The organism is Rhodococcus sp. NPDC003382 (assembly GCF_053589135.1).
In genome coordinates this window covers 95,275-120,842 of the sequence record NZ_JBSFRH010000012.1, presented here as the reverse complement: position 1 = coordinate 120,842, position 25,568 = coordinate 95,275, and the positions used below count along the sequence as shown (strand labels likewise).

Here is a 25,568-nt window from a genome sequence, read left to right as displayed (position 1 = left end):
TGCGGTGCAGATGCCCGCCACCCCCCGAATCGAAAGGCCCCCATGACCGAGCCCACTGCCGTCACCATCGATCCGATCGCTCTGCGCGAGCTGACCGGCTCCGGCAAGAACGTGCGCATCGTCGACGTCCGGACGCCGGGCGAATTCGAGTCCGTGCACATTTCCGGCGCCTACAACGTGCCGCTCGACCTGCTACGCGAGCACCGTGACGAGTTCCTCGCCCATTTCGACGAGGACGTCGTGCTGGTGTGCCGCTCCGGGCAGCGGGCCGCCCAGGCCGAGGAGACCTTGCGCACCGCGGGACTGTTCAACCTCCGCATCCTCGACGGCGGCATGCTCAGCTGGGAAACGGCCGGCCTGCCCGTTCGCCGGGGCGCCCAGCGCTGGGACCTCGAACGCCAGGTCCGGCTCGTCGCGGGTTCACTCGTCCTGACCTCGGTCCTGGCCAGCGTCGCCGTCCCGAAGCTCAAGTGGCTCGCGGCCGGTGTCGGCGGCGGGCTCGCGTTCGCCGCGGTGTCGAACACCTGCGCGATGGGCGCCGTGCTGTCGAAGCTGCCCTACAACCGCAGCGCGTCGTGCGACCCCCGGACCATTGTGGCCCAGCTGACCGAGCCGACGAACAACCCGAACGGACACCGGTCGTGAGCGCACCGACAGCAGAAGGTACGAGATGACGTGGGTGCTCGCGCTCGGGTTCGGCGCTGTGATCGGTGTGCTGCTGGGACTGCTCGGCGGGGGCGGATCGATCCTCGCCGTCCCCGCGCTGGTCTTCGGCCTGGGACTGGGAATCGAGCAGGCGATCCCGATCTCGCTGATCGTCGTGGGCACGGCCTCGGCAGTGGGCGCGCTACCGAAGGTGCGCGCCCATCAGGTCCAATGGCGTCTCGCCGGGATCTTCGCCGCCACCGGGATCCCGGCCACCTTCGCCGGCAGCGCCGTGGGCCGGTTGCTGCCCGAGTCGGTGTTGCTGATCGGGTTCGCGGTGGTGATGGTCGTCGCGGGAGCGCGCATGCTCGCCGACCGCGCCGACACCGGAACCGCCTGCGCGGCCCAGGGCTCCGGGATCAACTGGCGCCGGTGCGCTTCCCGCTCGATCCCGGCCGGTCTGGCGGTGGGTTTCCTCACGGGATTGTTCGGCGTCGGCGGCGGCTTCCTCATCATCCCCGCGCTGGTGCTCATGCTCGGCATCGAGATGCCCGTCGCGGTCGGCACCTCACTGGTGATCATCGTCGCCAACTCCGCGGCCGGGTTGGTCTCGCACCTGAGCACCACGAGCGTCGACTGGGCGATCACGGCGGCGTTCGCCGGCACCGCGATCGCCGGATCGCTGATCGCCGGGCAGTTCGGAACCCGAATGGACACCGACCGCCTTCAGCGCTGGTTCGCCTATCTGATCTTCGCGGTGGCGGCCTACGTACTCGTCGACGTCGTCGCGCTACGCTGATATACCCCCGGGGGTACACTTGCCGTCAGGTCTAGGAAAGGACACCGTCATGGTCGGCGACGAAGACAGCATCGCACTCGTACTCAACCGCCTCCGCCGCGCGCAGGGCCAGCTCGCCGGGGTGATCTCGATGATCGAGCAGGGCCGCGACTGCAAGGACGTCGTCACCCAACTTGCCGCCGTCTCCCGGGCACTGGACCGCGCCGGATTCAAGATTGTCGCGACCGGACTGCGGGAATGCCTGACCGACACGGAGCGGGACGGCAAGGAACCGATGACCGAGGCAGAGCTCGAGAAACTCTTCCTCGCTCTCGCCTGAACACTCGATCCACCCGCACAGTCACCCTCGAGCGAAAGGCAGAACACCACATGGCACTCGCATTGTCGACGACTCTGCACACCTCGTTCACCGACGCGGTCGACCGCACCCGCAAAGCCCTGGCCGAGCAGGGTTTCGGCGTACTCACCGAGATCGACATGAAGGCGACCCTGAAGGCGAAACTCGGTGAGGACATGGAAGATTACCTGATCCTCGGCGCCTGCAACCCACCGCTCGCGCATCGTGCGGTGACCGTCGACCGGCAGATCGGTCTGCTGCTGCCCTGCAACGTCGTGGTCCGCGCCGACCCCGCCGTCCCGGGCGCGGTGCTGATCGACGCGATGAACCCGCAGATGATGGTCCAGGTGGCCGATCACCCGGGTCTCGGCGCGGTCGCCGACGATGCCACGGCCGCGTTGCAGGCCGCCATCGATTCGCTGGCCGCGAGCGCGGCGACGAGCTGACGCAGGCGTGGCGGGAACGCCCGCCCGATCAGGAGGGGCGGGCGTCGTAGACCTCGCGGTGCGCGAGCACCTCGGCCATGTTGGACTCGGCCCAGTTCCTGAGACCGCGCGTCATGTCGTTCAGCGACAGGCCGAGGGCGGTCAGCTCGTAGGACACGGTGACCGGCACGGTCGGTGTCACGGTGCGGGTGAGCAGGCCGTCACGCTCCAACGACCGCAGCGTCTGGGTCAGCATCTTCTGGCTGACCCCCGCCAGACGCCGGGACAGCTCCGAATAACGCATCGCCCGTGGCGCACCCGAGTCCGAGGCGCCCGGCTCGTGCGAGCTGTCGCCGCCGAGCGCGCACAGGATCAGAACGACCCACTTGTCCGAGATCCGGTCGAGCAGAGCGCGGCTGGGACACACCGCCAGGAACGCGTCGTACGCTGCCTTCGCCTGAGCCCTCTTCTGGGCCGCCGTCACCGTCGCCACCGCTTCTCCTCACACCCACGGGTTACCTAGGCACTCCGAAGTGCCCACTTCCCGACAGGAAGTTGCCACCCAATACTGATGCACGGAGCCGACAGGCGCCACTACACGTTCACGCGAAAGCCGCGTTCACCACGGAAGGCACCACGATGAACAGCACCTCCACCTCTCTCCCCGGCGGCGCCCGGACCCTCGGCGACCTGACCGTCACCCGGTTCGGTTACGGCGCCATGCAGCTCGCCGGGCCCGGGGTCATGGGGCCGCCCGCCGATCGCGCCGAAGCCCTCGCCGTGCTGCGCGAAGCCGTCGAGCTCGGCATCACCCACATCGACACCAGCGACGCCTACGGGCCGCACGTCACCAACCGGCTGATCCGGGAAGCACTGCGTCCCTACCCAGAATCGCTCCACATCGTGACCAAGGTCGGCGCAACCCGCGACGAGGACGGCGGCTGGCCCCCTGCCCGGCGGCCCGCCGACCTGCGCCGCCAGGTCCACGACAACCTCGACACCCTCGGGCTCGACGTGCTCGACCTGGTCGACCTCCGGCTCGGCGACGCACTGGGACCCCGATCCGGCACACTCGCCGAGCCGCTGGAGACGCTCGTCGAACTGCAACAGCAGGGCCTCATCCGACACCTCGGCCTCAGCAACGTGACCACGGAGCAGGTCGACGAAGCGCGGCGGATCGCGCCGATCGTGTGCGTCCAGAACATGTACAACCTCGCCCACCGCGACGACGACGAGCTCGTGGACACGCTCGCCGAGGACGGCATCGCCTACGTGCCGTTCTTTCCCCTCGGCGGCTTCACCCCGCTGCAGTCGTCGACGCTTTCCGAGGTGGCCGCTCGACGGGAGGCGACACCGATGTCGGTCGCCCTCGCCTGGCTGCTGCAACGGTCACCGAACATCCTGCTCATCCCGGGCACCTCGTCGACGGCACACCTGCGCGAGAACATCGCCGGCGCGGGACTGTGGCTCTCCCCCGAGGACCTGGCCGCTCTCGACGCCATCGGTCGCTGATACCTCCAACGGCGACACGACGCAGGCTGCGAATCAGTTCTCGGCGAGTGCCGCGAGCCACCGGCGGATCGGTGCCCGCAGCGATTCCGCGGGCGAGCCGCCGGGATCCAACACGCGCGCCCCCACTGCGACGTCGAAGACCAATCCCTCGAGGAGACTGACGAGGTCGCGCGCGGCACCTTCCGCGTCGGAAGCGCCCAGGACGTCCATCAGCGCGGTCGCGGCCGGGCACGAGAACAGGCACGACGCCAGGCCCACGCGAAGTTCGTCGTCGTCGAATGTGTCGGCCACGAGCGCGTACCGGGCCAGTACGTCCCTGCGGCGCTCCCCCACCAGCGTTTCCAGCTGGGTTGCGATCACACCGGCCGCTTCCTCGATCGATCGTGGGGGTTCGGCGGGAACAGCAGCCTGGAACCGTTCACGCGATATCTCGGTCAGGTGGACGACCGCGGCGGACACCAGCGCGGCGCGGGTCCGGTAGTAGTACGACGTCGACCCGCGCGCCAGGCCGAGCCGCGCGTCGATCGCCTGGTGGGTGAGCGCGTGGTTGCCGCCCTCGGCCGCGAGGTCCAGCGCGGCCTCACAGATGAGGTCACGACGTGAGCGACGGTGAGCCATGTCTCCACCCTTCCAGAACTCTACGATGCTAGAGTTTCGCCCATGCGCTGGAGACTTCGAGCTTCACGATCGCGTCCCGCACTCACCGTGAATTTCGATGTATTCGACACGGCAGCAACCGAACTGGGATTCACACTCGACGACGCACAACGGCGCGCCGGCGCTGCCCTCGCGACCGACCGCAACCTGTATCTGTGGGGTCCGGTGGGTCGCGGAAAGAGCTGGCTGATGGCGACGTACTTCGCTGCGCTGCCGACCGACCGCAAGGTCCGGGTCCATTTCCACGAGTTCTTCCGCGACCTGCACCTGGCCATCCGACGGCACCGCAACGATCTGGCCGCCGCCCTCGACGATCTGCTCGGCGGGGTGGACGTCGTGTGCTTCGACGAGTTCCACGTGCACGATCCCGCGGACGGCAAGTTCATCGCCCGACTGCTGCCCGCGCTCCTCGACCGGGACATTCGCATCATCCTGACCTCGAACTATCCGCCGCACACCCTGCTCCCGAATCCTCTGTTCCACACAGACTTCGTGCCCACGATCGAACTGATCGAGCAGGCACTGACGGTCGTCACCGTCGACGGTCCCGCCGACTACCGCACGATCTCCGGGCACGAGGCAGGGTTCGCCGCGGGGTGGTGGATCACCCCGGACGAGGTCGACCTGCCGGGGCTGCGGGAACCGGCGCCCGACGAACATCGGACCCTCGATCCCGCCGGGCATCCCATCCACGTCCTCCGGGCGATCGACGGATGCCTGTGGCTCGATTTCGCCGATCTGTGCGAGAAGACCACCGCGCCGGCCGACTACCTCGCGCTCGCCGGAGATTTCCCGCGGTGGACGATCGGCAACATTCCCGATCTCCGCACCGCGGGCCGTGAGCCGGCACAACGCTTCGCCAACGTCGTCGACGTCCTCTACGACCGTGACGTCACCACCGTGTTCGTTGCGGCCACACCTCTCGACGCACTCGCCGGCGACGCCCTCATGCCGGTCGACATCGACCGGGTTCTGAGCCGGCTCGGTCAGCTCCGCCGTATCGAGCCTGCGCGCACACCCGGACAGAATCGACGGTGACGGATACGCCCGGCAGACACAGTTGGCAGGGCGCGCGTGTAACGATCCGTGGGTCTGTCGGGCCGTTCCAGCGGCCCGGAAGACGCACCGTCCCGAATCAGAGGAGAATCATGCGTTTGCGCGATACCCCCACCGTCGAGGTCACCCAGCGTCTGACCTGCAGCCCCGAGCGAGCGTGGGAACTGGTCACCGACATCGAACTGCCCACCCGGGTCGACGGCGAGCTGCAGCGAGTCGAGTGGCTCGACGGTGCGACGGCTGTCGCGGTCGGCGCCCGATTCCGCGGGCACAACGCCAGTGCACAGATGGGTGAATGGCACACCGATCCGGAGATCGTCGAAGTCGAGGACGGCCGGTGCTGGGTGTGGCGGGTCGGCCCGGCGGATGCCCCGATCGCACTGTGGGGTTTCGAGGTCGACTCCGATCGCGACGGCGTCCTCGTCCGGCAGTGGGCCAGGATGTGCGACGGACGATCACCGCTGTCCGAGTTCATCGCTCAGCATCCCGACAAGGAAGGCCGGATCGTCGCACACCGGCTCTCGGTGTGGCAGCAGGCGATGACGGCGAACCTGGCGGCCCTCGGGGAGCTCGCCGCCGATCCCGCCTGACCTCACCGCGACCGCTGCGAACTCCGACAAATGCCCGATTACGGTAAGGTCGACGGGGATCCGACGAAATGAGGGGGCGGGTGGACATCTTCTACATTGCGTGTCTCGCAATGGGTCTGGTGGGGATCGTGGGGACCCTCGTCGTCGGCGAAGTCGGATCGGAACTCGGGAACACAGGCGGAGGTGACGGGCTTCCGTTCCTGAACCTGACCACCGTCGCCACGGCATTCCTCGGAATCGGGGTGGGAGGCGGCGCCGCAACACTTCTCGGTTTCGGCACCACCGCCGCCGCGGTCACCGCAGCGTGCACGGCGCTCGTCCTGGTCGCCGTGACCCGAGGTGTCCTGCTGCCGTATCTGTTACGGCAGCAGGGCAACTCCCACACGGGACGCCTCTCGTACATCGGGCTCACCGGCGTCGTCACCCTGTCGATCGAACCCGACGGCTGGGGTGAGATCGCGTTCACCGACACGGAGGGCAACCGAGTGCGGTCCCGTGCCGTCACCGCGGAAGAGACCGCCCTGCCCGCAAATTCCCGCGTCTACATCGGCGACGTCGAGGGCGACGTGCTGCACGTCGTCTCGATCCCGGACGATCCCCGCACCAATCTGCATCTGCCCGAATCGAACTGAGGATGACTACATGATCGTTGTCGCGGTCGCCGTCGTGGTGGCACTGGTGGTGTTCGTCGGAGTGCCACTCGTCTATGTCCGGAACTACATCAAGGTCCCGCCGAACGAGGTCGCGGTTTTCACGGGTCGTGGGAAGCCGAAGGTGGTGCGGGGCGGGGCCCGTTTCAAGATCCCCGGAATCGAGCGGGTGGACATCATGTCGCTCGAGCCGTTCAATGTGAGCATCAACCTCCAGAACGCCCTGTCGAACGACGGTGTGCCGGTGAACGTCGAGGCGGTCGGCCTGGTCCGCATCGGGTCTGCGGACGAGGCCGTGCAGACCGCCGTCCAACGCTTCCTCACCTCCGACCTCGACGAACTGCGCCGGCAGATCAACGAGATTCTCGCCGGCTCACTGCGCGGGATCACCGCCACGATGACCGTCGAGGACCTCAACTCGAACCGCGAGACCCTCGCGCGCAGCGTCGTCGACGAGGCCGGCGGCGACCTCGCCCGGATCGGCATGGAGGTCGACGTTCTCAAGATCGCCGGGATCAGCGACAACAACGGCTATCTCGAGTCCCTCGGTCAGCGCCGGATCGCCGAGGTCAAGCGAGATGCCGCGGTCGGTACCGCGAACGCCCAGCGCGACGCCCAGATCCAGTCCGCGAAGGCCCGGCAGGAAGGCGCGGTCGCGCAGGCCGAGGCCGACACCGCAATCGCCGCCGCGAACCAGGCCCGCGACGTCGAACTGGCGAAGCTGCGAGCCCGGACCGAAGCGGAGAACGCCGAAGCCGATCAGGCCGGGCCTCTGGCCCGCGCGACCGCCGAGAAGGCCGTCCGGATCGCGCAGGAGCAGGCCGAAGCCGCGCAGGTCCAGGCCCGCATCGAGGTCGAGCAACGTCGCGCCGAACAGGCCAAGGCGGCACTGGAAGCCGACGTGATCGCCCCCGCGGAAGCGGAACGGCAGGCGGCGGTCGCTCGCGCCGAGGGTGAGAAGCAGGCGACCATCCTGCGAGCCGACGCGTCTGCCGAGGCGGCCCGCCGATCGGGCGCCGCCGACGCGGATGCCCGCAAGCTCGCCGCCGCCGCGGTGCGCACCGAGCAGCTCGCCGAAGCCGACGGCATCAAGGCCCGCCTCGAAGCCGAGGCCGAGGGTCGCAAGGCCGCCGCCGACGCACTGCGGGCCGAGCAGCAGGCCGAGGCCGACGGTCTGCGCGCCCGGCTCGAAGCCGAGGCGAGCGGTAAGCAGGAGATCGCGGCGGCACTCAACGCGTACAGCCCGGCCGCTGCGCAACTGCTCATGCTGCCGGACGTCCTCGCGGCCCTGGTTGAAGCGACGGCCGCGGCCGCGAAGCCGGTCGGCGAGATCGACCGCATCTCGATCGTCGGGGGCGCCGACGGCGTGTCCGGGTCGGTGGGTTCGATCCTCGGGATCAGCCCGTCGACCATCGCCGGCGTGATCGAGACACTCGAAGCCTCCGGTATCGACATCAGCGGCATGCTCGGGTCCGTCGGAAAACGCCCCGCAACGGCTGCGGCCACCGCCCCCGTCTCCGCTGCACCGATCGCGAAGGTCGATGCCGCGCACAATGGCAGCAGTTAGGTAGGTGCGTCTTTCGGACTGCGCGAGCGGCCCGAAAGACGCGCTGCGCGGCGTGCCCTCGGCTTCGGCCCGTGGGATGACGGAAGGATTCCGGCATGGCTCGACCCACAGAGCAACCTCGGCCGAAGAACGCCGCGATCCTCGCTCTCGAGGCTCGCCTGTCGTCGAATCCCGTCGGTCGCGTCGTCGAGCGGACCCTGGTGGGACTGGCACAGATCGAGCTGGTGGACCGGGCGATGACACTGGCCGCTCAGCTGTTCACGTCCGTACTGCCGGTGCTCATGGCCGCGTCGATCGTCGCCGACACGACCGTGGTGCGACGCACCGTGCAGGACCGCTACCGCATCGACACCTCGCTCCTTTACCCCGGCGACGCCCTGCCGATGATCCCGCAGACCGCCGCGTTCGGGGTGGTGGGCGTGATCATGGTCGTGATCGGCGGGACGTCGTTCGCGCGCGCTCTCGGCCGCATGTACGGAAAGGTATGGCACACACCGAGCCTCGGGTTGCCCGATGCCTGGCGGTGGTTCGCGGTCCTGTTCGTCGTGGCCGGCTCGATTCCGCTCGTCGCGCTGATCCAGCTGTCGGAGATTCCGATCCTGATCCTGGTCGGCCAGTGGTGCCTGTGGACGTGCGTGTGGGCGGGATGCCCCTACCTGCTGACGGTGGGGTTCGTCTCCGGCCGGGTCCTGTGGATCACCGGGATGATCACGGCGACGTTGCTCACCGGGCTCGATGCAGCGAGCCGCATCGTGATGCCGCGGGTGATCGCAGACTCGTATGCGCACTTCGGCGTACTCGGAATCGTGTTCAGCGGGATCGGCTGGCTGTTCGTCTTCGCGGTGGTGCTCGTGGCCGCACCGGTGATTGCCGAAGCTTCGATGACGGACCGCGTTCCGGCGTACTCTGTGCCCACCGCCACGTCGGATTCGCGGTCGTCCGACCGTCCTCCCGGGGCGAACGACTCGGCAGGAACCGAAAGCGATGGCTCCGACGGGAGGTCGTGAATGCTGCACCTGGTGATTCCCTCGAGCCAACGTCGTGACCTCGGCGAACTCGAAGACCGCCTGGACCTGTCCGTCGGTGATGCCGGGGCGAAACGTTCGGCATTCTGGGTGATGCTGACACTGTCCGCCGTGATCGCGGTGGCGGGCGTGGTGAGCGACTCGACCGCAACCGTGATCGGCGCGATGATCGTGGCACCGCTGTCCACGCCGATACTCGGTGTGGGCCTAGGCATCACCGTCGGGCGCGGATCCCTGATCGTTCGCAGCCTGCTGTACATCGCCGCCGGCATCGTGCTGGTCGTCCTGCTCGGCGTCGTATTCGCTCAGGTACTCGCGAATCCGGCTTCCGTGCTGAGCAACTCGCAGGTTCTCGGGCGTACCTCCCCCACCCTGATGGATCTGACCGCCGCTCTCGCGACCGGCCTCGTCGGGGCGGTCGCGATTACACGCCGCGACGTCGGCGACGTCCTGCCGGGCGTCGCCATCGCGATCTCCCTCGTTCCGCCACTTGCCGTCGTCGGAGTCTGCCTGGGCTCGGGAGCCGGGGCTCTGGCAGCAGGGGCGTTCATCCTCTTCGCCTCCAACGTGATCGCGATGATCATCACCGCGACCGTCGTTCTCGTCGCCGCCGGTTACTCCGCGGAGGACAGTCTCAGGACCGGGCGACGGCGTGCGTACGTGATCCTCACGATCGCGCTGGTCGTCGTCGCGGTGCCGATGGTCGTCAACTCCCTCGCGTCGCTGTGGGCGCGGCAGGTTTCCAACGTGACGCAGCAGTGGCTCGGCTCGACGCCCGGAGCCGAGGTCACGGACGTGGCGTGGCAGGGCGACACCGTCACCGTGTCCGTACTCGGTCCCGCCGAACTACCCCCGTTGAGCGAGTTGGAAGATGCCGTCGACGGGCTCTTCCCGTGGGATCCCGAACTCCAGGTCGTTCACACCGTCGGGTCTCGCGTCGAGCCGGAGTAGTGGCGGTCCCGTCAGCGGCGACGAGCAACGAGATGCACCTCGGGAAACCGGTGGTACCCGGTGTCGGGACGGCTGACCGTCCGCCACATCTCGTCGAATCCGGCGGCGGCGAGTGACTCGGCGAGCCGGTCCGGGTGCCACCGCCAGGCCGGTGCGACGGCGTGATCGAACTCGACGACCTCTCCCGCTTCGTCGGTGGATTGTGCCGCGACCGCGACCACCGCACCGGGGGAGGTCCTGGATGCCCAGCCGGCGAGCACGTCGAGAATTCCGCTGGGTGGCACGTGGATCAGGCTGAACCGGGCGATGATCGCCGCGATACCGCGGCCGCCGAGATCGGTGGAGGCGAGGTGCGCGTCGTCCCGTTCGAAACGGAGGCCCGGGTACAGATCCCGCGCGATCCGGAGCATCTCCCGGCTCGGATCGACGCCGACGACGTCCAGTCCCCTGCTCGAGAGATCGGCGGTGACGTGGCCGACGCCGCAGCCCACGTCGACCACGAGACCGTCGGCCGGACCGTCGCGCACCGATTCGGCGAACGCTGCGACCACCGCACGCTCGAGGGGAGTCGTGTACGTGGCGGGAAAGGTATCGGCGTAGAGGTCGGCAACCGCGTCGTATCCGGGCTGATCCATCACCGGACCGTCCCGGAAGACTCTCGGACGCGAACCCCCGAATACGAAGAAGAGAGGCGCTGCGCCTCTCTCACTTTCAACGTATAGCGCACCCGGGGTCTTGCGGCAAGGCCCCGCTCGTGCCGCACAATCGCTGGCCGTAGCGGAAACCCATGATCGCAGCGGTGAGGGAAGTGAGGCGCACATGTCGATCCGAGGGTATGAGGACGAGCTCCGGTCCGAGCGCAGTTGTGTAGCCGGCCTGTACGCGCGGCTCGATGCCGAGCGGGCGGAGGCGAAGGCGCGGTATGCGGCCGCGTTGCGGGGCAGCGGCGGGACGCTCGTGGATCGCGAGGTCGAGGTGCGCACGCTGGCCCGGGAGGTGCAGCGGCTGAACGTCGCGGAAGGCGGGCTGTGCTTCGGCCGGCTCGACACGCCGACCGGCGAAGTCTCCTACATCGGCCGGATCGGCATGTTCGACCGGACGAACGAATACGAACCACTGCTGCTCGACTGGCGCGCCCCGGCGGCACGCCCGTTCTACGTCGCGACCGGCTCCCACCCGGAAGGCATGCGGCGGCGCCGACAGTTCCACACCCGTGGACGCGAGGTCGTCGAGTTCACCGACGAAGTCCTCGGCCGCCCCGACGGTCGTGACCGCGGCGGCCGGGGTGATGCCGCGCTGCTCGCGGCGGTGAACGCGCCGCGAGGGCAGGGCATGCGCGACATCGTCGCGACCATCCAGGCCGAACAGGACGCGATCATCCGCCTCGACCATCCGGGCGTGCTGGTCATCGAGGGCGGACCCGGCACCGGCAAGACCGCCGTCGCCCTGCATCGCGTCGCATACCTGCTCTACACGCAGCGCGAACGGATGCAGCGTCACGGGGTGCTCGTCGTCGGACCGAACCCGACGTTCCTGGACCACATCGCCCACGTCCTGCCGTCGCTCGGCGAGACGAACGTGGTGTTCGCGACCACCGGCGATCTCGTGCCCGGCCTTCACGTCACCGCCGAGGACACCGCCGAGGCCGCGCGATCGAAGGGTTCGGTGGCCATCCTGGAGGTGCTGACCGCCGCGATCGCGGACCGTCAGCGCCTGCCGCAGGACCCGGTGCTCGTCGAACTCACGGACGTCACCGTGCGACTCGACGCCGAGATCGCTCGGTGGGCACGGGACGAGGCCGGCGCGAGCGGTCTTCCGCACAACCAGGCCCGGGCCGTGTTCACCGACGTCGTGACATGGGCGCTGACGGAACGGGCGATCGCTCGTATCGGCCGGGGCTGGCTGTCCCGCGACGACCGCGCGGCGTGGGAGAACCTGCGCAAGGACCTGCGCGGCGAACTCGCCGAGAACGATGTCTTCACCCGAGTTCTCGACGACCTGTGGCCGGTTCTGACACCGGAAACACTGTTGTCGGAGCTGTTCTCGTCACCCGCCCGGCTGCGGGCGGCCGGCGGTGACGACGCGCTCCTGCGCGAGCACGGCGACGCGTGGACCGTGTCCGACGTGCCACTGCTCGACGAACTCGTCGACCTCCTCGGCACGGTCGACACCGTCGACGCGGCCGAGTCCGAGCGAAAGAGGGAAACCGCCTACGCTGCCGGGGTTCTCGACCTCATGACGAACCGTGAGGATCACATGGACGACGAGGACCACCTGTTCGCCACCGACCTGCTCTACGCCGAGGAGCTCGCGGACCGCTTCGTCGAACGCGACGCCCGAGACCTCGCCGAACGTGCCGCCGCGGATCGGGATTGGACATACGGGCACGTCGTGGTCGACGAGGCGCAGGAATTGTCCGAAATGGACTGGCGGGTGCTGATGCGACGCTGCCCCAGCCGATCGTTCACGGTGGTGGGCGATCTCGCACAACGCCGGTCACCGGCGGGAACGTCGTCCTGGGACGTGATGCTCGAACCGTACGTGCCCGGCCGCTGGATGTACCGGTCGCTCTCGGTCAACTACCGCACCCCCACGGAGATCATGACCGTCGCAGCCGCGTTGCTCGCCGAGTTCTCGCCCGACACAACGCCACCGGAGTCGGTGCGCGCATGTGGAGTCGCCCCGTGGTCCCGGCACGTCGGCGACGACGACATCGCCTCGGCGATCGAAGAATTCGTCCGCGACGAGTCCGGACGCGAGGGCACCAGCGTCGTGATCGGTCCGCCCGATGTACCCGGTGCGGTCGCGGCGGCCGAAACGAAGGGCCTCGAGTTCGACACCGTGCTGGTGGTCGATCCGGACCGGATTCTCGCCGACGGTCCGCGCGGCGCGGCCGAGCTGTACGTCGCGCTCACCCGCGCCACACAGCGGCTCGGCGTCCTCCACCGGACGCCGCTGCCGCCGGCGCTGTCCGGTCTCGTCGATATCTCTTCGTCGTCGGGCTCCGAGCACGACGTCGCAGCGGGTATGCGCCCCTGAGCGGTACTCTCCGATCTCATACCCCGATCGCCCCGAACGGAGAACGGCATCCGGAGGCCGCATGTCCGCAGTTGTCTGGCTCGCAATCGTCGTCCTGGCCGGCGTGATTCTGGACCGCGCCGCCCTGTTCGCCGAGCGTCGCGGCTGGATCTACTGGCGCAAACGCAAGCCGCCGGTGAACGGCGGGGCGGTCATGGGAGCGTTCGGCGAGATTCAGACTCTGTTGTCACCGTCGTACCGCCACGTCGCCGAGGAACAGCAGCGGCAGCGCACCTCGCGGCACAACCAGGGCACCGGTGCCGATCCGCTGGGCGTCGACCTCGACGGCGGAACGGTGCGACTGCACAGCCCGGACGACTGATCCCGAGATGTCGGTGGGTCTCGCTATAGTTCGAACATGCTTTCGAACAGCGTCGAAGGGGAGGTCGTCGGGACGCGGCTGGCCGCCCTCGACGCCGCGGTGGACGGCCTGCTCGAGGACGACCTGACCGGCCTGTCGAACGACGACCTGGTCGAGTTCCTCCAGCGCTTCGAAACCGTCCTGCGCAGGGCCACTGCCGTCGGCCATCGGGCGATCGTCGAGGCCGTCGAACGGCGGGTCCCGGAAGACCTCGGGTGCCGCTCGATCAACGACTTCCTGGTCGGCACGCTGCGGATCTCCGGCGCCGACGCAGCGCGCCGCGTCAAGGGCGCGAGGAAGGTGGGGGTGTGGCACGCCGTCGACGGCGGCGGCCTCGAGCCGGACCTGCCCGCCACCGCGGCCGCGGTGCGGGACGGGACGATCGGACCCGACCATGTCGCGGCCGTCGCGAAGACCATGCGGAAGGTCCCGCGCACTGTCGGATTCGACGAGATCACCGTCGCCGAGCAGATCCTCGCGGACGCGGCCTGCTCGGTCACGCCCGACGATCTCGTGAAACTCGGCGCGCATCTGCTCGCCTACCTGAATCCGGACGGGGACGTGCCGGACGAGAAGGAACGCAAACGTCGTCGAGGTCTGCGGATCGGCAAACAGGGCACCGATCTCATGACCCCGATCTCCGGACTGATCGATCCCGAGACCCGGGCGCTGCTCGAACCGGTCCTGGCGAAACTCGCCCGCCCCGGCATGAACAACCCGGACGACCCCGAATCACCTTCCGGGGATGTCGAATCCGAGACCCTGGACCGCGATGCCCTCGCCAAGGCCGCGGCCCGCGACACCCGCACCGCGGTGCAACGCAACCACGACGGACTGAAAGTCGCCCTGCGGCAGTTGTTGTCGTCGGGTGTGCTGGGCAGCCACCGGGGATTGCCGGTGACCGCGATCCTGACCATGACCGTCAGGCAACTCGAGGAATCGACCGGCATCGTGACCACCGCCTCCGGTGGGCTGGTGCCGATCCGCGACGCGCTGCGGATGGCCGAGACCGCGCATCCGGTGCTGGCGATTTTCGATCACCACGGCCGGCCGTTGCATCTCGGTCGCGCGAAACGACTCGCCTCGGCCGATCAGCGGCTGGCGTTGATCGCCGCGTCCGGCGGCTGCACCCGCCCGGGCTGCGATGCACCGGCGACACTCACGGCGGTGCATCACATCAGAGAGTGGAAGGACGGCGGGCTCACCGACATCGGCAACGAGGACCTGGCCTGCGATGCCTGCCACGCACTGGTGCACGACGGGCCCGGCGGCTGGCAAACGCGCGTCGCGTCGGCCAACTCCGAGCACCCGGGTCGCACGGAGTGGATCCCGCCGCCGCACATCGACCCGGAGCAGAAGCCTCGGGTCAATCACCGGCATCATCTCGGGGATCTGTTGTCGGCGGCGTTGACGCACTACCGTGCCCGCCGCGAAGACGAGCTGCGCGAGCACCGGCGTCGGTGGCTGCGGGAGCCGACCGGAGATACGGGTGACGGTGACGGTCCGTAACCCCGGAGCGTCAGTAGCCCGCCGCGGGATCGACGAGTGCGATCAGCTGCTCCCCCGCGATGAACCGGGCGACGTTCTCACGCACCGTCGGCGCGAGCGTCGCGTTCAGCCCGGTGCGGGTGTTCGCGATGTGCGGGGTGATCACGACGTTGTCGAACGTCCACAGCGGATGGTCGTCGGGCAGTGGCTCGGGGTCGGTGACGTCGAGGACGGCACCGGCGATCTTCCCGCCACGCAGCGCATCGACGAGCGCGTCGGAGTCGACGAGGTTGCCGCGCGCGACATTGACGAGCCACGCGGTGTCGGGCATCGCGTCGAGCGCCTCGGCGTTCACGAGCCGGTCGGTGTCCGCGGTCGCCGGTGCCGCGACCACGAAGTGATCGGCCATCGTCCACACCTCGGCGGTGCGGCTCGCCGGAAACGTCACCGATGCTCCCTCCACGGGGCGACCGGAATAGTTCACGGCGACCACGTCGACGCCGAGCGCACGCAGTCGCGGGATCATCGCGCGGCCGATACCGCCGCATCCGACGATCGCGACGGTCGAACCGTGCAGCATCCGCACCTGCGGGTCCAGCACCGGCTTCTGCCACCGCTGCACCGGCCGGGCTGCGGCCGCGATCGAACCGTGGAACTGCCGCAGTCCGACGAGCAGCGCCCCGACGGCATATTCGGCGACGTTGTCGGCGTACACCCCGGACGCGTTGGTCCACATCCGGTCGGGGTCGATGATCCCGGCCCGGAAGAACGGCTCGATGCCCGCGAACGCGAGCTGCACCCAGCGCACCCCCGCCGGGAGCTCGGGGAAACCGTCGACGTCGCCGTGCCACACCAGCGCCTCGGCCTCGTGGAGCGGGACGAGTGTGCCGCCGCCCTCGACGATGGCGGCGGCGAGGTGTTCGTCGTGGTCCGGTCCGAGATGAACGCGCATACGCGCACCCTATCGACCGCCGGGAATACCTGCGCGGTCCGATGCGTTGACCCCGTTCGGATCGGCACGTCACGTATCCCCCGGGCTCAAAACAATTTGCCCTCGTGGAATACCGTTCGGCTGGAGCCGCGTTGCGCCTTTCGCCGAGAGGCGATCGGGCGTGCCGGTCCCCTACTTCACGGTCGTTTCGACCGCGTTCCACCGCCACGACGGCGAATCCGTGCGGCCTACTACAGTCGCGGAGGCACGACGCCCGGCCGGGGTGTCGGCACCTCGACCGAATGGAGCGCGCATGAACCGCTGGGCCACGACCGTGGTCGCCCGGCGATGGTGGGTTCTCGGACTCGCCGTCCTGATCGTGGTGGTGGCCGGAGCGTGGGGCACCGGCGTGTTCGGAAATCTGTCGTCGGCCGGGTTCTACGACCCGAACAGCGAGTCCTACAAGGTCGCGGAGATCGTCGAGGAGAACTTCGGTCCGCAGACCGCCGACATCATCGCGATGTACACGGCCCCCGAGGGCCGGACCGTCGACGACATCGAACCGGACGTCACCGCGGTGCTGGACCGGTTCGCCGCGGAGGTGCCCACTCACGCGATCAACACCTATTGGTCCACGGCGCCCCCGGCGAACCAGCTCCTGCTGTCCAAGGACGGTCGCAGCGTCGCCGCGTCGATCACCCTGTCCCCCGACTCGGGTGTCTCCGTCGCCACGTTCGATTCGTTGTTGCCGAAGCTCGAGGTTCCCGGCGTCGAGTCGCAGTTCGCGGGGAACTCGGTCGTCGCCGTGGCCTTCACGTCGACGCTCGAGCACGACCTGCTGCGCGCCGAAGCGATCGCGATCCCGATCACCCTCGTCCTGCTGGTGATCATCTTCGGTGGCCTCACCGCCGCCGCCGTCCCGGTGTTCGTGGGTGTCCTCGCCGTGCTCAGCGCGCTCGCGACGCTGCGCCTGCTCACGATGGTCACCGATGTGAGCTCGTTCGCCCTGAACGTCACCTCTCTGATCGGTCTCGGCCTGGCCATCGACTACGGACTGTTCATCGTCAGCCGATTCCGCGAGGAACTCGAGGGCGGCGCCGACACGGCGGCGGCGACCCGACGCACCGTCCTCACCGCGGGCCGAACGGTCATGTTCTCCGGGCTGCTGCTGATCTGCGCGTTCGCCGGGATGCTCGTGTTCCCGCAGGCGGTGCTGCGATCCCTCGGTCTCGGCGCGATCGCAGCGGTCCTGAGTGCGGCTGTGCTCGCGCTGACCGCGATCCCCGCGCTGCTCGCCATCCTCGGGCCACGGATCAACTCGCTGACGTGGAGCAAGAACGCCGCTCATCGCGGTGAGGCGCGGGCCCGGCGTTTCTGGGGTTCGGTGGTCGTCGGGGTGATGCGGAGGCCCGCGGTCATCGCCGTCGCGATCGTCGCGGGTCTGCTCGTGCTGGCGTTCCCGGTGCTGCGCGCCTCGTTCGGGGAGGTCGAGTACACGGCTCTTCCGGAGAACGCCCCGGCGCGCGTGGCGACCCAGGCGTTGCTCGACGACTTCCCGTCTACCGGTAACGGCGCCACGCTCCTGGTGCGAGGAAGCGACGGTGGCCCGCCGTCCACGACCGCGGTCGGCGAGGTGTCCCGCGCGGCGGCCCGGGTGGACGGCATCGCCCAGGCGTTGACGGTCGCCTCGAACGGCGACGTGACGGTGGTGCAGGCCCTGTATTCGCAGGGTGTCGACGGCACCGCCCGGGCCGGCGACATCGTCCACGAGTTGCGGGCGGTCGATGCGCCGGCCGGCACCGAACTGCTCGTCGGTGGCGGCCGGGCGATGGTCGACGACGGCAACGTCGCCATCTCGCGGTGGCTGCCGGTGATGCTCGCGATCATGGTGGTCTCGACGCTGGTGCTGTTGTTCCTGGCGTTCGGGTCGGTGGTGCTGCCGCTGAAGGCCGTCGCGATGGCGGCGTTGAGCCTGGCCGCAACGTTCGGTGTTCTGACCTGGGTGTTCCAGCTCGGTCACGGTGCGGAACTGCTCGGGGTGACCGCGAGCCCGCTCGAACCGTCGTTCGTGGTGTTGATCCTGGCGGTGGTGTTCGGTCTGTCCACCGACTACGAGGTGTTCCTCATGTCCCGGATGGTCGAGGCCCGCGCCGCCGGGGCGACCACCGAGGAGGCGGTGAAGTTCGGAACCGAACGCACCGGCCGCGTCGTGACGGCGGCGGCACTGCTGCTGATCGTGGTCACCGGGGCGTTCACCATCTCCGGGCTGTCGATCATGCGGTTCCTCGGTGTCGGCATGATCCTCGCGCTGATCATCGACGCGACGGTGGTGCGGATGCTGCTGGTGCCGTCGCTCGTGAAGCTGATGGGCGACGCCAACTGGTGGGCGCCGGCGTGGATGAAGCGGGTGCACGAGAAGGTCGGCATCGGGCACTGATCCGGCGAAGGGAGCGTTGCCGACGCTTATCATCGGCACGCCCCTTCCCCCTCACCCGGGAGATCTCTTGGACACGCCGCCCTCTCCCCGTTCCCCGCACGGCATCCGGCGGATGGGTGGTCGTGATCCCGGCGAGTCGTTCCGCGTCGCCAGCCCGCTCGAGTTGCTGCTCGACCTGACGTTCGTCATCGCGTTCGGTGTCGCCGGGAATCAGGCTGCCCACCTGATCGCCGAGGGCCATATGGCTTCGGGAATCGCCGCGTTCGGCTTCGCGATGTGGGCGGTGTGCTGGGCGTGGGTGAACTTCGCCTGGTTCGCCTCCGCGTTCGACACGGACGACTGGTTGTATCGCATCGCGACGATGCTGCAGATGCTCGGCGTGCTCATCCTGGCGTTGGGCTTGCCGGCGATGTTCGCGTCGATCGACGAGGGCGACTATCTGGACAACCGGATCGTGGTGTTGGGGTACGTCGTGATGCGCGTCGGACTGGTGGGTCAGTGGCTGCGCGTGGCGAAGCAGAACGAGACGCTGCGCCGCACGGCGCTGACCTATGCGGGGTTCGTGTCGATCGCGCAGCTCGGCTGGATCACTCTGATCTTCGTCGACGTCCCGGTGTGGGAGACGTTCCTGCTGACCGTTCCGCTGATCGTGCTCGAGTTGCTCGGGCCGGTTCTCGGTGAGCGCACCGCACGGACACCGTGGCATCCGCACCACATCGCGGAGCGGTACAGCCTGCTCACGATCATCGCGCTCGGTGAGGTGATCGTCGGAACCGTCGCGTCGCTCGGGGCGGTCGTCGACCTGCAGGGATGGGACGTCACGGCCGCCGTCACAGGTCTGGCCGGGGTGGGGCTGACGTTCGGGCTGTGGTGGGTGTACTTCCAGTACCCGTTCGGCGACGCGCTACACCATCACAGGTCGCGCTCGTTCGGTTGGGGATACGGGCACATCGTCGTGTTCGCGGCGCTGGCCGCGGTCGGCGCGGGACTGCACGTGGCCGGCTATCACCTCGAACACGAGTCGCACGTCTCGACGATGACGGTGCTCGCGACCGTCGCAATTCCCGTCGCGGTGTACCTGGTGGCGCTTGCCGCCCTGTACAGCCGGCTCGTCGGCGTCGACCTCGGAGTCGCCGGGACGACCGTCGCCGCGCTGGTGGTCCTCGGCGCGGCCGTCACGGCGGGTGCGCTGGGTGTTCCGGTCCCCGTCTGCCTGCTGATCGTGGCAGCAGCGCCGGTGGTGATCGTCGTGGCGGACGAGACCGTGCTGTGGAAGCGGCGTGAGGCGGCACTGGCCCGTCTGCGCGCGTCCTGAGCTGCGGTGATCAGCGGCCGGCCAGGATCCGGTAGCCGCGCTCGTGCAGGCGACGGTGTTCCGCCCATCTCCGCGCGGTCCAGGCAGGCTCGGTGTGGGCAGCGGTGATCGCCGCGGCGGTCGAGGCGTGCAGGTCGAATTCGAGGTCGCGGCGCAGTTCGGCAAGCTCGCGGGCGTCGGCTGCGACGATCCGGTCGATCGTTCCGGCGACCTGGTCGTCCGCGTCGACGAGGATCCGGCGGTGCGCCCGCGGCAGCACACCCCACATCACGGCGAATGCGACGACCACACCGATGACGGTTTCGACGAGACGTTCCCGTGAGACCAGGACCAGATCCGCCGGTGTGCCGAGTGCTCCGAGGATCAGCGCGAGCGGGGTGATGAACACCATCGCGAGCCCGTAGTTGCGCACCAGATACGCCTCGATGCCGGCCATCATCGCGGCGCAGACCAGCACGAGCGCGGCCCCGCGCACGTCGAACAGCGACAGTCCCGCGAGCAGCGCCAGCCCGAGCACGGTCCCCACGAATCGATGCGCCGCACGGTAGCTGCCGAGGATGCGGTCCGGTCCCTGGTGCAGGATCATCGCCGCGGTGATGACCGCCCAGTCCGGCCGCCCCAGTCCCGCCGCGACCGCGACTCCCCCGGCCACAGGGCCGGCGACGAGCAGCCGCAGCACCACCGTCACGGATCGACCGCCCGGATGCGCCGCACGCGCGAGCCGGTAGCGGACCGACGGCCGGCGCAGTGGAACCTGCGGACGGAGGTCGTCCTCGGGGTCGGCTTCGTGGTGATCGACGCCGTGCAGCACGGTCGCGCACCGGGCGTGCGCGCTCTGCAGCGCCCGGACCAGCGGATGCGCCGATCCGACGAGCCCGGCGTCGTGCAGGCACTGCCACGCCGCGTGCAGATCGTGCACCGCAGCGCGACGGTGCGCCGCCGAGTTCTCCTCGCATACGGCCTCGACCGCGGCGACCGCGGCGGCGACCGCGGTCCGCTCGGCGGTGCGCGGCCGGACGATCGCACCCGACATCGCGACCGCCAGCGCGGCGACCGCCCCGATCGCCGTCCATCCCACGATCGTCGCCACGGGTACCCCGGCCACGGGCAGCGACGACGCGATCTCGAGGGTCAACAACATCAGGAACGCTCCGGGCGCACCGAGCCGCAGGGCGTCGACGACGAACGCACACGACGCCACCACCACCGTCATGGTGAGCACCACGAGCATCGGCCACCATGCGGATCCGCCGGCCGCGACGGCGCTGTGCACCACCGACCCGACGGCGGCTCCGAGACCGGCCAGAGCGACGAGCACGCATCCGACGATCCCCACGGCCCGCCACCGCACCCGATACGGACGGGTCTCGCCGTAGACGACGGCGAACGCGCCGAGCGTCGCGATCGCGGACACCGGTCCGGCACCGGCGAGGACACCGGCAAGTCCTGGCACCGCGACGGTCACGGCCGCGCGGGCGACCCCGGGCCACTTGCGTCCCAGCCTCGGTACTCCCACCATCGCCGGCCACGGGGCAGCAGGGGCAGGAATCGGCAGGTCTACTCGTGGCACGACCATTCAGATTAGGAGGATCGCGGTCCCGCTCCCGAATCCGAAGCCTCGGGTGAGGCGCATCTCACCCGCTACAGCGCGGTGATCTTCGACGCGACGGTCGGGCGCACCGGCTTCGGCGCGGCACCGCAGCTCGCCGGTCGCGCCGGCAGTTCGTGCAGCTCGACGTCGACGCGCCAGGCGCGGCCGTCGCGGTGACGCACGATCGGTGAGGGTGCTTCGTCGACGGTGAGGGCATCGATACCGGCAGCGGCGATACCGGCAGCGGCGTCGAGTTCGCGCACCGCGATCTCCGCGACCTGCCCGGCCGCGGCCCACGTGCTGCGTCCCCGCAGCCCCGGCAGGTACACCTCACCGGCGGCCGCGGCACGCACCGCGTCGGCGCTGTGCGCGGCGTCGAGCCGACCGTAGGTGTAGCCGGTGGGCAGCAGGATCATCGACGGTGCGAAGCGGTGCCCACCCGTGTGCGAGCACTCCCACACGGTGTCGCCGAACTGTTGCGCGAGGGCGGCCGCGATCGGGCGGCCCTGCACCGCGCAGCACTGGTCGCGTTTGCCGTGCGCGCACACCAGCACGATCGGGTCGGTCACCGCGGCGCCGAGAAGAGGCGCCGGTCCGGTGACGACCCGGGGCACGATGTCGAGCAGCTCGGCCGGTTCGGTGACCTCGAGGCGTTCGCACCACGTATTGCCGGGTTCGGTGCGGGCGATCAGCACGGTGCGGGTCGGGCGCTCCACGTCGCGGCCGGGACGGCGGATGAACTGGATGCGTACCCCCGCCGCGTCGGCGCGGGCGGACAGCTCGGTGGCGAGCTCGGTTCCGAGGGCGGTGCCGTCGAGCACGTCGCGACCCCACCCGGAGGGAACCTCGAGGCACACATATCCCGCTGCCGTGGCGGCGGTGCCGGGCAGCGGCTCCTCGGGGACGGACGGCGCGGAGCAGATCGGGGCGGCGATGGTCACCCGGCTATTGTCGCCGGTGCGGTCATCCGTGGCAGCGTCGGCCCTCGGTGAGTTGCCGGACGAACTTCTCAGCCCTTCTCACCGCGCAGACGTCGCAACCCGGCGCGGGTCCACACGCGCAGGAATCCTTGGGACAGATAGGCGAAGCAGCCGAACGCCAGCGTCCACTTGGTGACGCTGATCGTCGATACGGCACGAACCGTGGTGTCGTCGATGCGGTCGCGGTGGTCGAGCAGATACAGCCCGGCGATGTTCTCGACGTAGTCGCTCGCCGCCGCGGCCACCGACGCCACGGCGAGGGTACGGCGGGTGCCCGGCGACACCGGATGATGCTCGGCCAGCGACCGCACTCCGGCCCGCAATGCGACCGCAAAGGTCAAGGGATGCACCATGTCCCAGTAGTAGTGCTGCCGGTAGCGCTGTAGGTCCTCAGGCTGGAGATTGTCGAGGATCTTCCGGTACTTGTCCGCCGAGAAGGTGGTCTGGATCGCGCCCACGGTCGGGGCCGTGGACCCGAGGACGCGGGCAACGTTGGCCTGGGAGACCACGAACACCGCGGCCGAGCCGAGGAGCCGACGATCCGATGCGGTGAGAGCCATGCGCACGATGCTACCGACCACCCAGCTCGTCGAAATCCGCGCGCTCGGATGACAGCCGCCGACGACCGGCAGCGCGCGACTGTCCGCCTCATCGGCGGCTGCGGGCGGCGGGCGACTCGCTCAGAGTTCAGCGACCTTCAGCAGCATCTCGGCGACGGCCTTCGGCTCGGTGATCATCAGGTCGTGCCCGGTTTCGATCTCCCAGACCCGTTGCGCACCATCAGATCTACCCTCTTTCGCGCCCTCGATGGCGCTCAACTCGGAGATGCACACGACGTCGGTTCGTGGGATCTTCCGCATCGCGGCCTCGTTGATCAACAGCAGCGGTTGGACGAAGGTCTCGAGCGGATGCGGCGTGAGCCGATTCTGCATCCACTCGAGATCGTCGGGGTCGGTGACCCCGTACAGCCGCCCCATCTCGGGTACCGGCCACAACACGAGTTCGGCACCGTCGACCTCACGGATGGTGCTGCGCGCGAATTCCATGAGGGCCGGGGCGATGTCGGTGAGGGACTGCCCGTCGGCGGGGCTCGCGGCGTCGAGATAGACGAGGTGACGGATCCGTCCCGGCGCCCGGTCCGCGACTCCGGTGATCACCATGCCGCCGTAGCTGTGACCGACGAGGATGACGTCGCTCAAACCCTCGAATTCGAGAACCGCGAGGATATCGGAGATGTGGTGATCGAGATCGATACCCGGACGCACCAGATGGGCACGGTCACCGAGACCGGTCAGCGTCGGGGTGTGGACGTCGTGGCCCGCGGCGCGCAGCAGCGGCGCCAAGCGCCCCCAGCACCACCCGCCGTGCCCACCGCCGTGTACCAGAACAAATGTCGCCACCACGTACCCGCTTCCCCCTGGCAGAATCCCGTTCCAAAAGATGAATACCACGTTCTTCGGCAGACGGGAAATGGGTGGTTCGCGTCAAATGTCGTAATCGACGACGACCGGCGCGTGATCGCTCATCCGGCGATCCGCCGACGGTTCCCGGTCCGTACCCGCCACGGTCGCGGTGCGCGCCAGACCCGGAGTCGCGAGGTGGTAGTCGATCCGCCACCCGACGTCGTCGGTGAACGACTCCCCCATCCACGACCACCACGAATACGGGCCGTCGACGCCCGGATACCGGCTGCGGACGACGTCGACGAGGGTGCGGGGCGAGAGCAGCGAATCGAGCCATGCGCGTTCCTCCGGAAGGAACCCCTCGGCCTGATTGCTGCGCCGCCAGTTCCGCACGTCGTGCCGGGTGTGCGCGATGTTGAGATCGCCCATCAGCAACAGTTCCCGGCCCTGCGCCTTCGCCGCGCGGCGCGACCGCGTCAGCTGCCGCGCGAATGCGGCGAGAAACCGCATCTTGCGCTCGTATCGGGCGCCGCCGTCCGGCGCCTCCCGCATCCGCCCCGGCTTCTGCAGGTGCGCCGGGAGACCACCCTTCGGCAGATACAGCGACGCGACGGTGAGCGGGGCGTCGGCCAGATCGACCTCGATGTACCGGCCCTGGCCGGCGAACTCCCCCAGCCCGCGCGCCAACGGCACCCGTTCGAGATCGACCCGATCGAGGTGTTCCTCGCCGGGCGCACGCAGCAACGCGGTGCCGCTCCAGGTACGCACCGCGGCCGGTGGCTGCGCGGTCAGGATGCCGACGCCGTTGCGGCCGGCGAGAGTGCCCTCGTCGTAGGCGAAGTGGTACTTGCCGAAGACGCCGGGCGGAATCGCGGCGGCCGGGGCACGGACCTCCTGCAACGCGACCACGTCGGGGTCGCGTTCGCGCAGCCAGTCCTCGAATCCGCGCCGCTGCGCCGCGCGGATGCCGTTGATGTTGAAGGTCGCGATCCGCACGGTCAGTCCATGAGAAACGGCAGCACGGCCGCTTCGAATTCGCGGAAACGGTCCCGGTGGATGCTGTGCCCGCACGCGATGTCGCGGAGGGTGCAATTCGGCAGTGCCGCGGCAGCCTCGGCGAGCAGGTGCGGATCGACCATGCTGCCGGGCCGCGCGCCCCGCAGGAACAGGGTCGGCGCGGCGAGGTCCGGCAGCCTCTGCCACCACCGCGGATCCGGGGTGCGGAACTGTTCGATGGCCGAGGCGGTCATGCTCCGGTCGAACGCGACGGTCGCGCGCGGGTTGCGCACCAGACTGCTCGTGGCGTGCCACAGTTCCGCGACCGTCGGACGGCGGGACGGGATCTTCGGGACGGGATCGCCGGCGCGCAGCGGCAGCGGTGATTCCTCGAGTACGAGACGGCGCACCAGGTCCGGGCGATCCTGGGCGATCAGCGACCCGGTGCGGCCGCCGAGCGAATGACCGACCAGGTCGACGGTGTCGAGGTTCAGGTGGTCGCACAAACCGGTGATGTCGGCGGCGAACTCGCCGAACAGGTACGACCGGGCCCGGGCGCTGCGTCCGTGCCCGCGCAGGTCGATCGCGACGACCCGGCGTCCGGCGGTGACGAGAGTGCGGGCGAATCGGTCCCAGGTGCGGCTGTCACCGCCCATGCCGTGCACCAGCACCACCGGAACGGGGTGGGTGCGAGCGCTCGGCGCCGAGTCGCGGTAGGCGATCGCCACACCGTTCGGCTCGGCTGTCAACACGGTTTCCACGGACATCGAGCCT

General features: G+C 69.2%; 26 protein-coding genes. 16 read left to right on the top strand and 10 right to left on the bottom strand.

The window, feature by feature from the left end; all coding sequences use genetic code 11:
• Window positions 1–42 precede the first annotated feature (42 nt).
• From ACWDUD_RS11220 to ACWDUD_RS11205, 4 genes are read left to right on the top strand one after another with little or no spacing between them, the layout of a single operon-like run.
• Entirely contained in the window at window positions 43–645 is a 603-nt protein-coding gene (locus tag ACWDUD_RS11220; RefSeq protein WP_450109353.1) for a rhodanese-like domain-containing protein, read from the top strand.
• A 25-nt stretch (window positions 646–670) separates the two neighbouring features.
• Entirely contained in the window at window positions 671–1,444 is a 774-nt protein-coding gene (locus ACWDUD_RS11215; protein ID WP_450109352.1) for a sulfite exporter TauE/SafE family protein, read from the top strand.
• A gap of 49 nt (window positions 1,445–1,493) precedes the next feature.
• Complete coding sequence (locus tag ACWDUD_RS11210) at window positions 1,494–1,763, top strand: metal-sensitive transcriptional regulator (protein ID WP_450109351.1); 270 nt, start codon at window positions 1,494–1,496, stop codon at window positions 1,761–1,763.
• Between the two features lie 50 nt (window positions 1,764–1,813).
• Complete coding sequence (locus tag ACWDUD_RS11205; protein WP_450109350.1) at window positions 1,814–2,227, top strand: DUF302 domain-containing protein; 414 nt, start codon at window positions 1,814–1,816, stop codon at window positions 2,225–2,227.
• 28 nt (window positions 2,228–2,255) lie between these two features.
• On the opposite strand, the gene ACWDUD_RS11200 is transcribed toward ACWDUD_RS11205, so the two are convergent.
• A complete protein-coding gene (locus ACWDUD_RS11200) occupies window positions 2,256–2,699 on the bottom strand; it encodes a winged helix-turn-helix transcriptional regulator (RefSeq protein WP_450109349.1) in 444 nt (147 codons plus the stop codon).
• 146 nt (window positions 2,700–2,845) lie between these two features.
• On the opposite strand from ACWDUD_RS11200, the gene ACWDUD_RS11195 reads away from it, so the two are divergent.
• Complete coding sequence (locus ACWDUD_RS11195) at window positions 2,846–3,718, top strand: aldo/keto reductase family oxidoreductase (RefSeq protein ID WP_450109348.1); 873 nt, start codon at window positions 2,846–2,848, stop codon at window positions 3,716–3,718.
• 33 nt (window positions 3,719–3,751) lie between these two features.
• On the opposite strand, the gene ACWDUD_RS11190 is transcribed toward ACWDUD_RS11195, so the two are convergent.
• Window positions 3,752–4,336, bottom strand: coding sequence for a TetR/AcrR family transcriptional regulator (locus ACWDUD_RS11190; protein WP_450109347.1), 585 nt, complete (start codon window positions 4,334–4,336; stop codon window positions 3,752–3,754).
• 87 nt (window positions 4,337–4,423) lie between these two features.
• Here ACWDUD_RS11190 and zapE point away from each other — a divergent pair, with 87 nt between their 5' ends.
• The 6 genes from zapE to ACWDUD_RS11160 all read left to right on the top strand — a co-directional run bounded on the left by zapE (window position 4,424) and on the right by ACWDUD_RS11160 (window position 10,214).
• Entirely contained in the window at window positions 4,424–5,413 is a 990-nt protein-coding gene (gene zapE / locus ACWDUD_RS11185) for a cell division protein ZapE (RefSeq protein WP_450109346.1), read from the top strand.
• Window positions 5,414–5,523: 110 nt separating this feature from the next.
• Window positions 5,524–6,021 (top strand): SRPBCC family protein, encoded by a 498-nt coding sequence (locus ACWDUD_RS11180; protein ID WP_450109345.1) that lies wholly within the window; start codon window positions 5,524–5,526, stop codon window positions 6,019–6,021.
• Between the two features lie 80 nt (window positions 6,022–6,101).
• Window positions 6,102–6,653 carry an NfeD family protein gene (locus ACWDUD_RS11175; RefSeq protein WP_450109344.1) on the top strand — a complete coding sequence of 184 codons (552 nt, stop codon included), beginning with the start codon at window positions 6,102–6,104 and terminating at the stop codon, window positions 6,651–6,653.
• A 10-nt stretch (window positions 6,654–6,663) separates the two neighbouring features.
• Complete coding sequence (locus tag ACWDUD_RS11170; protein ID WP_450109343.1) at window positions 6,664–8,238, top strand: flotillin family protein; 1,575 nt, start codon at window positions 6,664–6,666, stop codon at window positions 8,236–8,238.
• A gap of 95 nt (window positions 8,239–8,333) precedes the next feature.
• On the top strand, window positions 8,334–9,245 hold the full coding sequence (locus ACWDUD_RS11165; RefSeq protein WP_197252662.1) for a hypothetical protein: 912 nt from the start codon (window positions 8,334–8,336) through the stop codon (window positions 9,243–9,245).
• Complete coding sequence (locus ACWDUD_RS11160) at window positions 9,246–10,214, top strand: TIGR00341 family protein (protein ID WP_450109342.1); 969 nt, start codon at window positions 9,246–9,248, stop codon at window positions 10,212–10,214.
• Between the two features lie 11 nt (window positions 10,215–10,225).
• Here the strand turns inward: ACWDUD_RS11160 and ACWDUD_RS11155 are convergent, their stop codons facing one another.
• Window positions 10,226–10,849 carry a class I SAM-dependent methyltransferase gene (locus ACWDUD_RS11155; protein WP_450109341.1) on the bottom strand — a complete coding sequence of 208 codons (624 nt, stop codon included), beginning with the start codon at window positions 10,847–10,849 and terminating at the stop codon, window positions 10,226–10,228.
• Between the two features lie 184 nt (window positions 10,850–11,033).
• Here ACWDUD_RS11155 and helR point away from each other — a divergent pair, with 184 nt between their 5' ends.
• From helR to ACWDUD_RS11140, 3 genes are all read left to right on the top strand, one after another.
• On the top strand, window positions 11,034–13,253 hold the full coding sequence (gene helR / locus ACWDUD_RS11150) for an RNA polymerase recycling motor ATPase HelR (protein WP_450109340.1): 2,220 nt from the start codon (window positions 11,034–11,036) through the stop codon (window positions 13,251–13,253).
• 61 nt (window positions 13,254–13,314) lie between these two features.
• Window positions 13,315–13,614: a DUF6191 domain-containing protein gene (locus tag ACWDUD_RS11145; RefSeq protein ID WP_197252664.1), complete on the top strand. Its 300-nt coding sequence runs from the start codon at window positions 13,315–13,317 to the stop codon at window positions 13,612–13,614.
• A 36-nt stretch (window positions 13,615–13,650) separates the two neighbouring features.
• Window positions 13,651–15,162, top strand: a complete 1,512-nt coding sequence (locus ACWDUD_RS11140; protein WP_450109339.1) for a DUF222 domain-containing protein — start codon at window positions 13,651–13,653, stop codon at window positions 15,160–15,162.
• 10 nt (window positions 15,163–15,172) lie between these two features.
• Here the strand turns inward: ACWDUD_RS11140 and ACWDUD_RS11135 are convergent, their stop codons facing one another.
• Window positions 15,173–16,093, bottom strand: coding sequence for a D-isomer specific 2-hydroxyacid dehydrogenase family protein (locus tag ACWDUD_RS11135; RefSeq protein WP_197252666.1), 921 nt, complete (start codon window positions 16,091–16,093; stop codon window positions 15,173–15,175).
• 292 nt (window positions 16,094–16,385) lie between these two features.
• Here ACWDUD_RS11135 and ACWDUD_RS11130 point away from each other — a divergent pair, with 292 nt between their 5' ends.
• Together ACWDUD_RS11130 and ACWDUD_RS11125 are read left to right on the top strand one after the other, a co-directional pair.
• Entirely contained in the window at window positions 16,386–18,509 is a 2,124-nt protein-coding gene (locus ACWDUD_RS11130) for an MMPL family transporter (protein WP_450109338.1), read from the top strand.
• A gap of 67 nt (window positions 18,510–18,576) precedes the next feature.
• Window positions 18,577–19,824: a low temperature requirement protein A gene (locus tag ACWDUD_RS11125; protein WP_450109337.1), complete on the top strand. Its 1,248-nt coding sequence runs from the start codon at window positions 18,577–18,579 to the stop codon at window positions 19,822–19,824.
• Between the two features lie 10 nt (window positions 19,825–19,834).
• Here ACWDUD_RS11125 and ACWDUD_RS11120 read toward each other — a convergent pair whose 3' ends face one another.
• From ACWDUD_RS11120 to ACWDUD_RS11095, 6 genes are all read right to left on the bottom strand, one after another.
• The gene (locus ACWDUD_RS11120; RefSeq protein ID WP_450109365.1) at window positions 19,835–21,343 is read right to left on the bottom strand and encodes an FUSC family protein; all 1,509 of its coding nucleotides are present in this window, start codon (window positions 21,341–21,343) and stop codon (window positions 19,835–19,837) included.
• 122 nt (window positions 21,344–21,465) lie between these two features.
• Window positions 21,466–22,356 (bottom strand): sucrase ferredoxin, encoded by an 891-nt coding sequence (locus tag ACWDUD_RS11115; protein ID WP_450109336.1) that lies wholly within the window; start codon window positions 22,354–22,356, stop codon window positions 21,466–21,468.
• A gap of 68 nt (window positions 22,357–22,424) precedes the next feature.
• Window positions 22,425–22,955: a hypothetical protein gene (locus ACWDUD_RS11110; protein ID WP_450109335.1), complete on the bottom strand. Its 531-nt coding sequence runs from the start codon at window positions 22,953–22,955 to the stop codon at window positions 22,425–22,427.
• Between the two features lie 120 nt (window positions 22,956–23,075).
• Window positions 23,076–23,795: an alpha/beta fold hydrolase gene (locus ACWDUD_RS11105; RefSeq protein ID WP_450109334.1), complete on the bottom strand. Its 720-nt coding sequence runs from the start codon at window positions 23,793–23,795 to the stop codon at window positions 23,076–23,078.
• An 84-nt stretch (window positions 23,796–23,879) separates the two neighbouring features.
• Window positions 23,880–24,794, bottom strand: coding sequence for an exodeoxyribonuclease III (locus tag ACWDUD_RS11100; RefSeq protein WP_450109333.1), 915 nt, complete (start codon window positions 24,792–24,794; stop codon window positions 23,880–23,882).
• 2 nt (window positions 24,795–24,796) lie between these two features.
• Window positions 24,797–25,561, bottom strand: a complete 765-nt coding sequence (locus tag ACWDUD_RS11095) for an alpha/beta fold hydrolase (RefSeq protein WP_450109332.1) — start codon at window positions 25,559–25,561, stop codon at window positions 24,797–24,799.
• Between the last annotated feature and the right edge of the window lie 7 nt (window positions 25,562–25,568).

Excerpts from the sequence above, each read along its gene's own strand:
- ACWDUD_RS11220 (WP_450109353.1), top strand. The coding sequence starts at position 43 with ATGACCGAGCCCACTGCCGTCACCATCGATCCGATCGCTCTGCGCGAG.
- ACWDUD_RS11215 (WP_450109352.1), top strand. The coding sequence starts at position 671 with ATGACGTGGGTGCTCGCGCTCGGGTTCGGCGCTGTGATCGGTGTGCTG.
- ACWDUD_RS11210 (WP_450109351.1), top strand. The coding sequence starts at position 1,494 with ATGGTCGGCGACGAAGACAGCATCGCACTCGTACTCAACCGCCTCCGC.
- ACWDUD_RS11205 (WP_450109350.1), top strand. The coding sequence starts at position 1,814 with ATGGCACTCGCATTGTCGACGACTCTGCACACCTCGTTCACCGACGCG.
- ACWDUD_RS11195 (WP_450109348.1), top strand. The coding sequence starts at position 2,846 with ATGAACAGCACCTCCACCTCTCTCCCCGGCGGCGCCCGGACCCTCGGC.
- ACWDUD_RS11190 (WP_450109347.1), bottom strand. The coding sequence starts at position 4,336 with ATGGCTCACCGTCGCTCACGTCGTGACCTCATCTGTGAGGCCGCGCTG.
- ACWDUD_RS11180 (WP_450109345.1), top strand. The coding sequence starts at position 5,524 with ATGCGTTTGCGCGATACCCCCACCGTCGAGGTCACCCAGCGTCTGACC.
- ACWDUD_RS11170 (WP_450109343.1), top strand. The coding sequence starts at position 6,664 with ATGATCGTTGTCGCGGTCGCCGTCGTGGTGGCACTGGTGGTGTTCGTC.
- ACWDUD_RS11165 (WP_197252662.1), top strand. The coding sequence starts at position 8,334 with ATGGCTCGACCCACAGAGCAACCTCGGCCGAAGAACGCCGCGATCCTC.
- ACWDUD_RS11160 (WP_450109342.1), top strand. The coding sequence starts at position 9,246 with ATGCTGCACCTGGTGATTCCCTCGAGCCAACGTCGTGACCTCGGCGAA.
- ACWDUD_RS11155 (WP_450109341.1), bottom strand. The coding sequence starts at position 10,849 with ATGGATCAGCCCGGATACGACGCGGTTGCCGACCTCTACGCCGATACC.
- helR (WP_450109340.1), top strand. The coding sequence starts at position 11,034 with ATGTCGATCCGAGGGTATGAGGACGAGCTCCGGTCCGAGCGCAGTTGT.
- ACWDUD_RS11145 (WP_197252664.1), top strand. The coding sequence starts at position 13,315 with ATGTCCGCAGTTGTCTGGCTCGCAATCGTCGTCCTGGCCGGCGTGATT.
- ACWDUD_RS11140 (WP_450109339.1), top strand. The coding sequence starts at position 13,651 with ATGCTTTCGAACAGCGTCGAAGGGGAGGTCGTCGGGACGCGGCTGGCC.
- ACWDUD_RS11135 (WP_197252666.1), bottom strand. The coding sequence starts at position 16,093 with ATGCGCGTTCATCTCGGACCGGACCACGACGAACACCTCGCCGCCGCC.
- ACWDUD_RS11130 (WP_450109338.1), top strand. The coding sequence starts at position 16,386 with ATGAACCGCTGGGCCACGACCGTGGTCGCCCGGCGATGGTGGGTTCTC.
- ACWDUD_RS11120 (WP_450109365.1), bottom strand. The coding sequence starts at position 21,343 with ATGGTGGGAGTACCGAGGCTGGGACGCAAGTGGCCCGGGGTCGCCCGC.
- ACWDUD_RS11110 (WP_450109335.1), bottom strand. The coding sequence starts at position 22,955 with ATGGCTCTCACCGCATCGGATCGTCGGCTCCTCGGCTCGGCCGCGGTG.
- ACWDUD_RS11095 (WP_450109332.1), bottom strand. The coding sequence starts at position 25,561 with ATGTCCGTGGAAACCGTGTTGACAGCCGAGCCGAACGGTGTGGCGATC.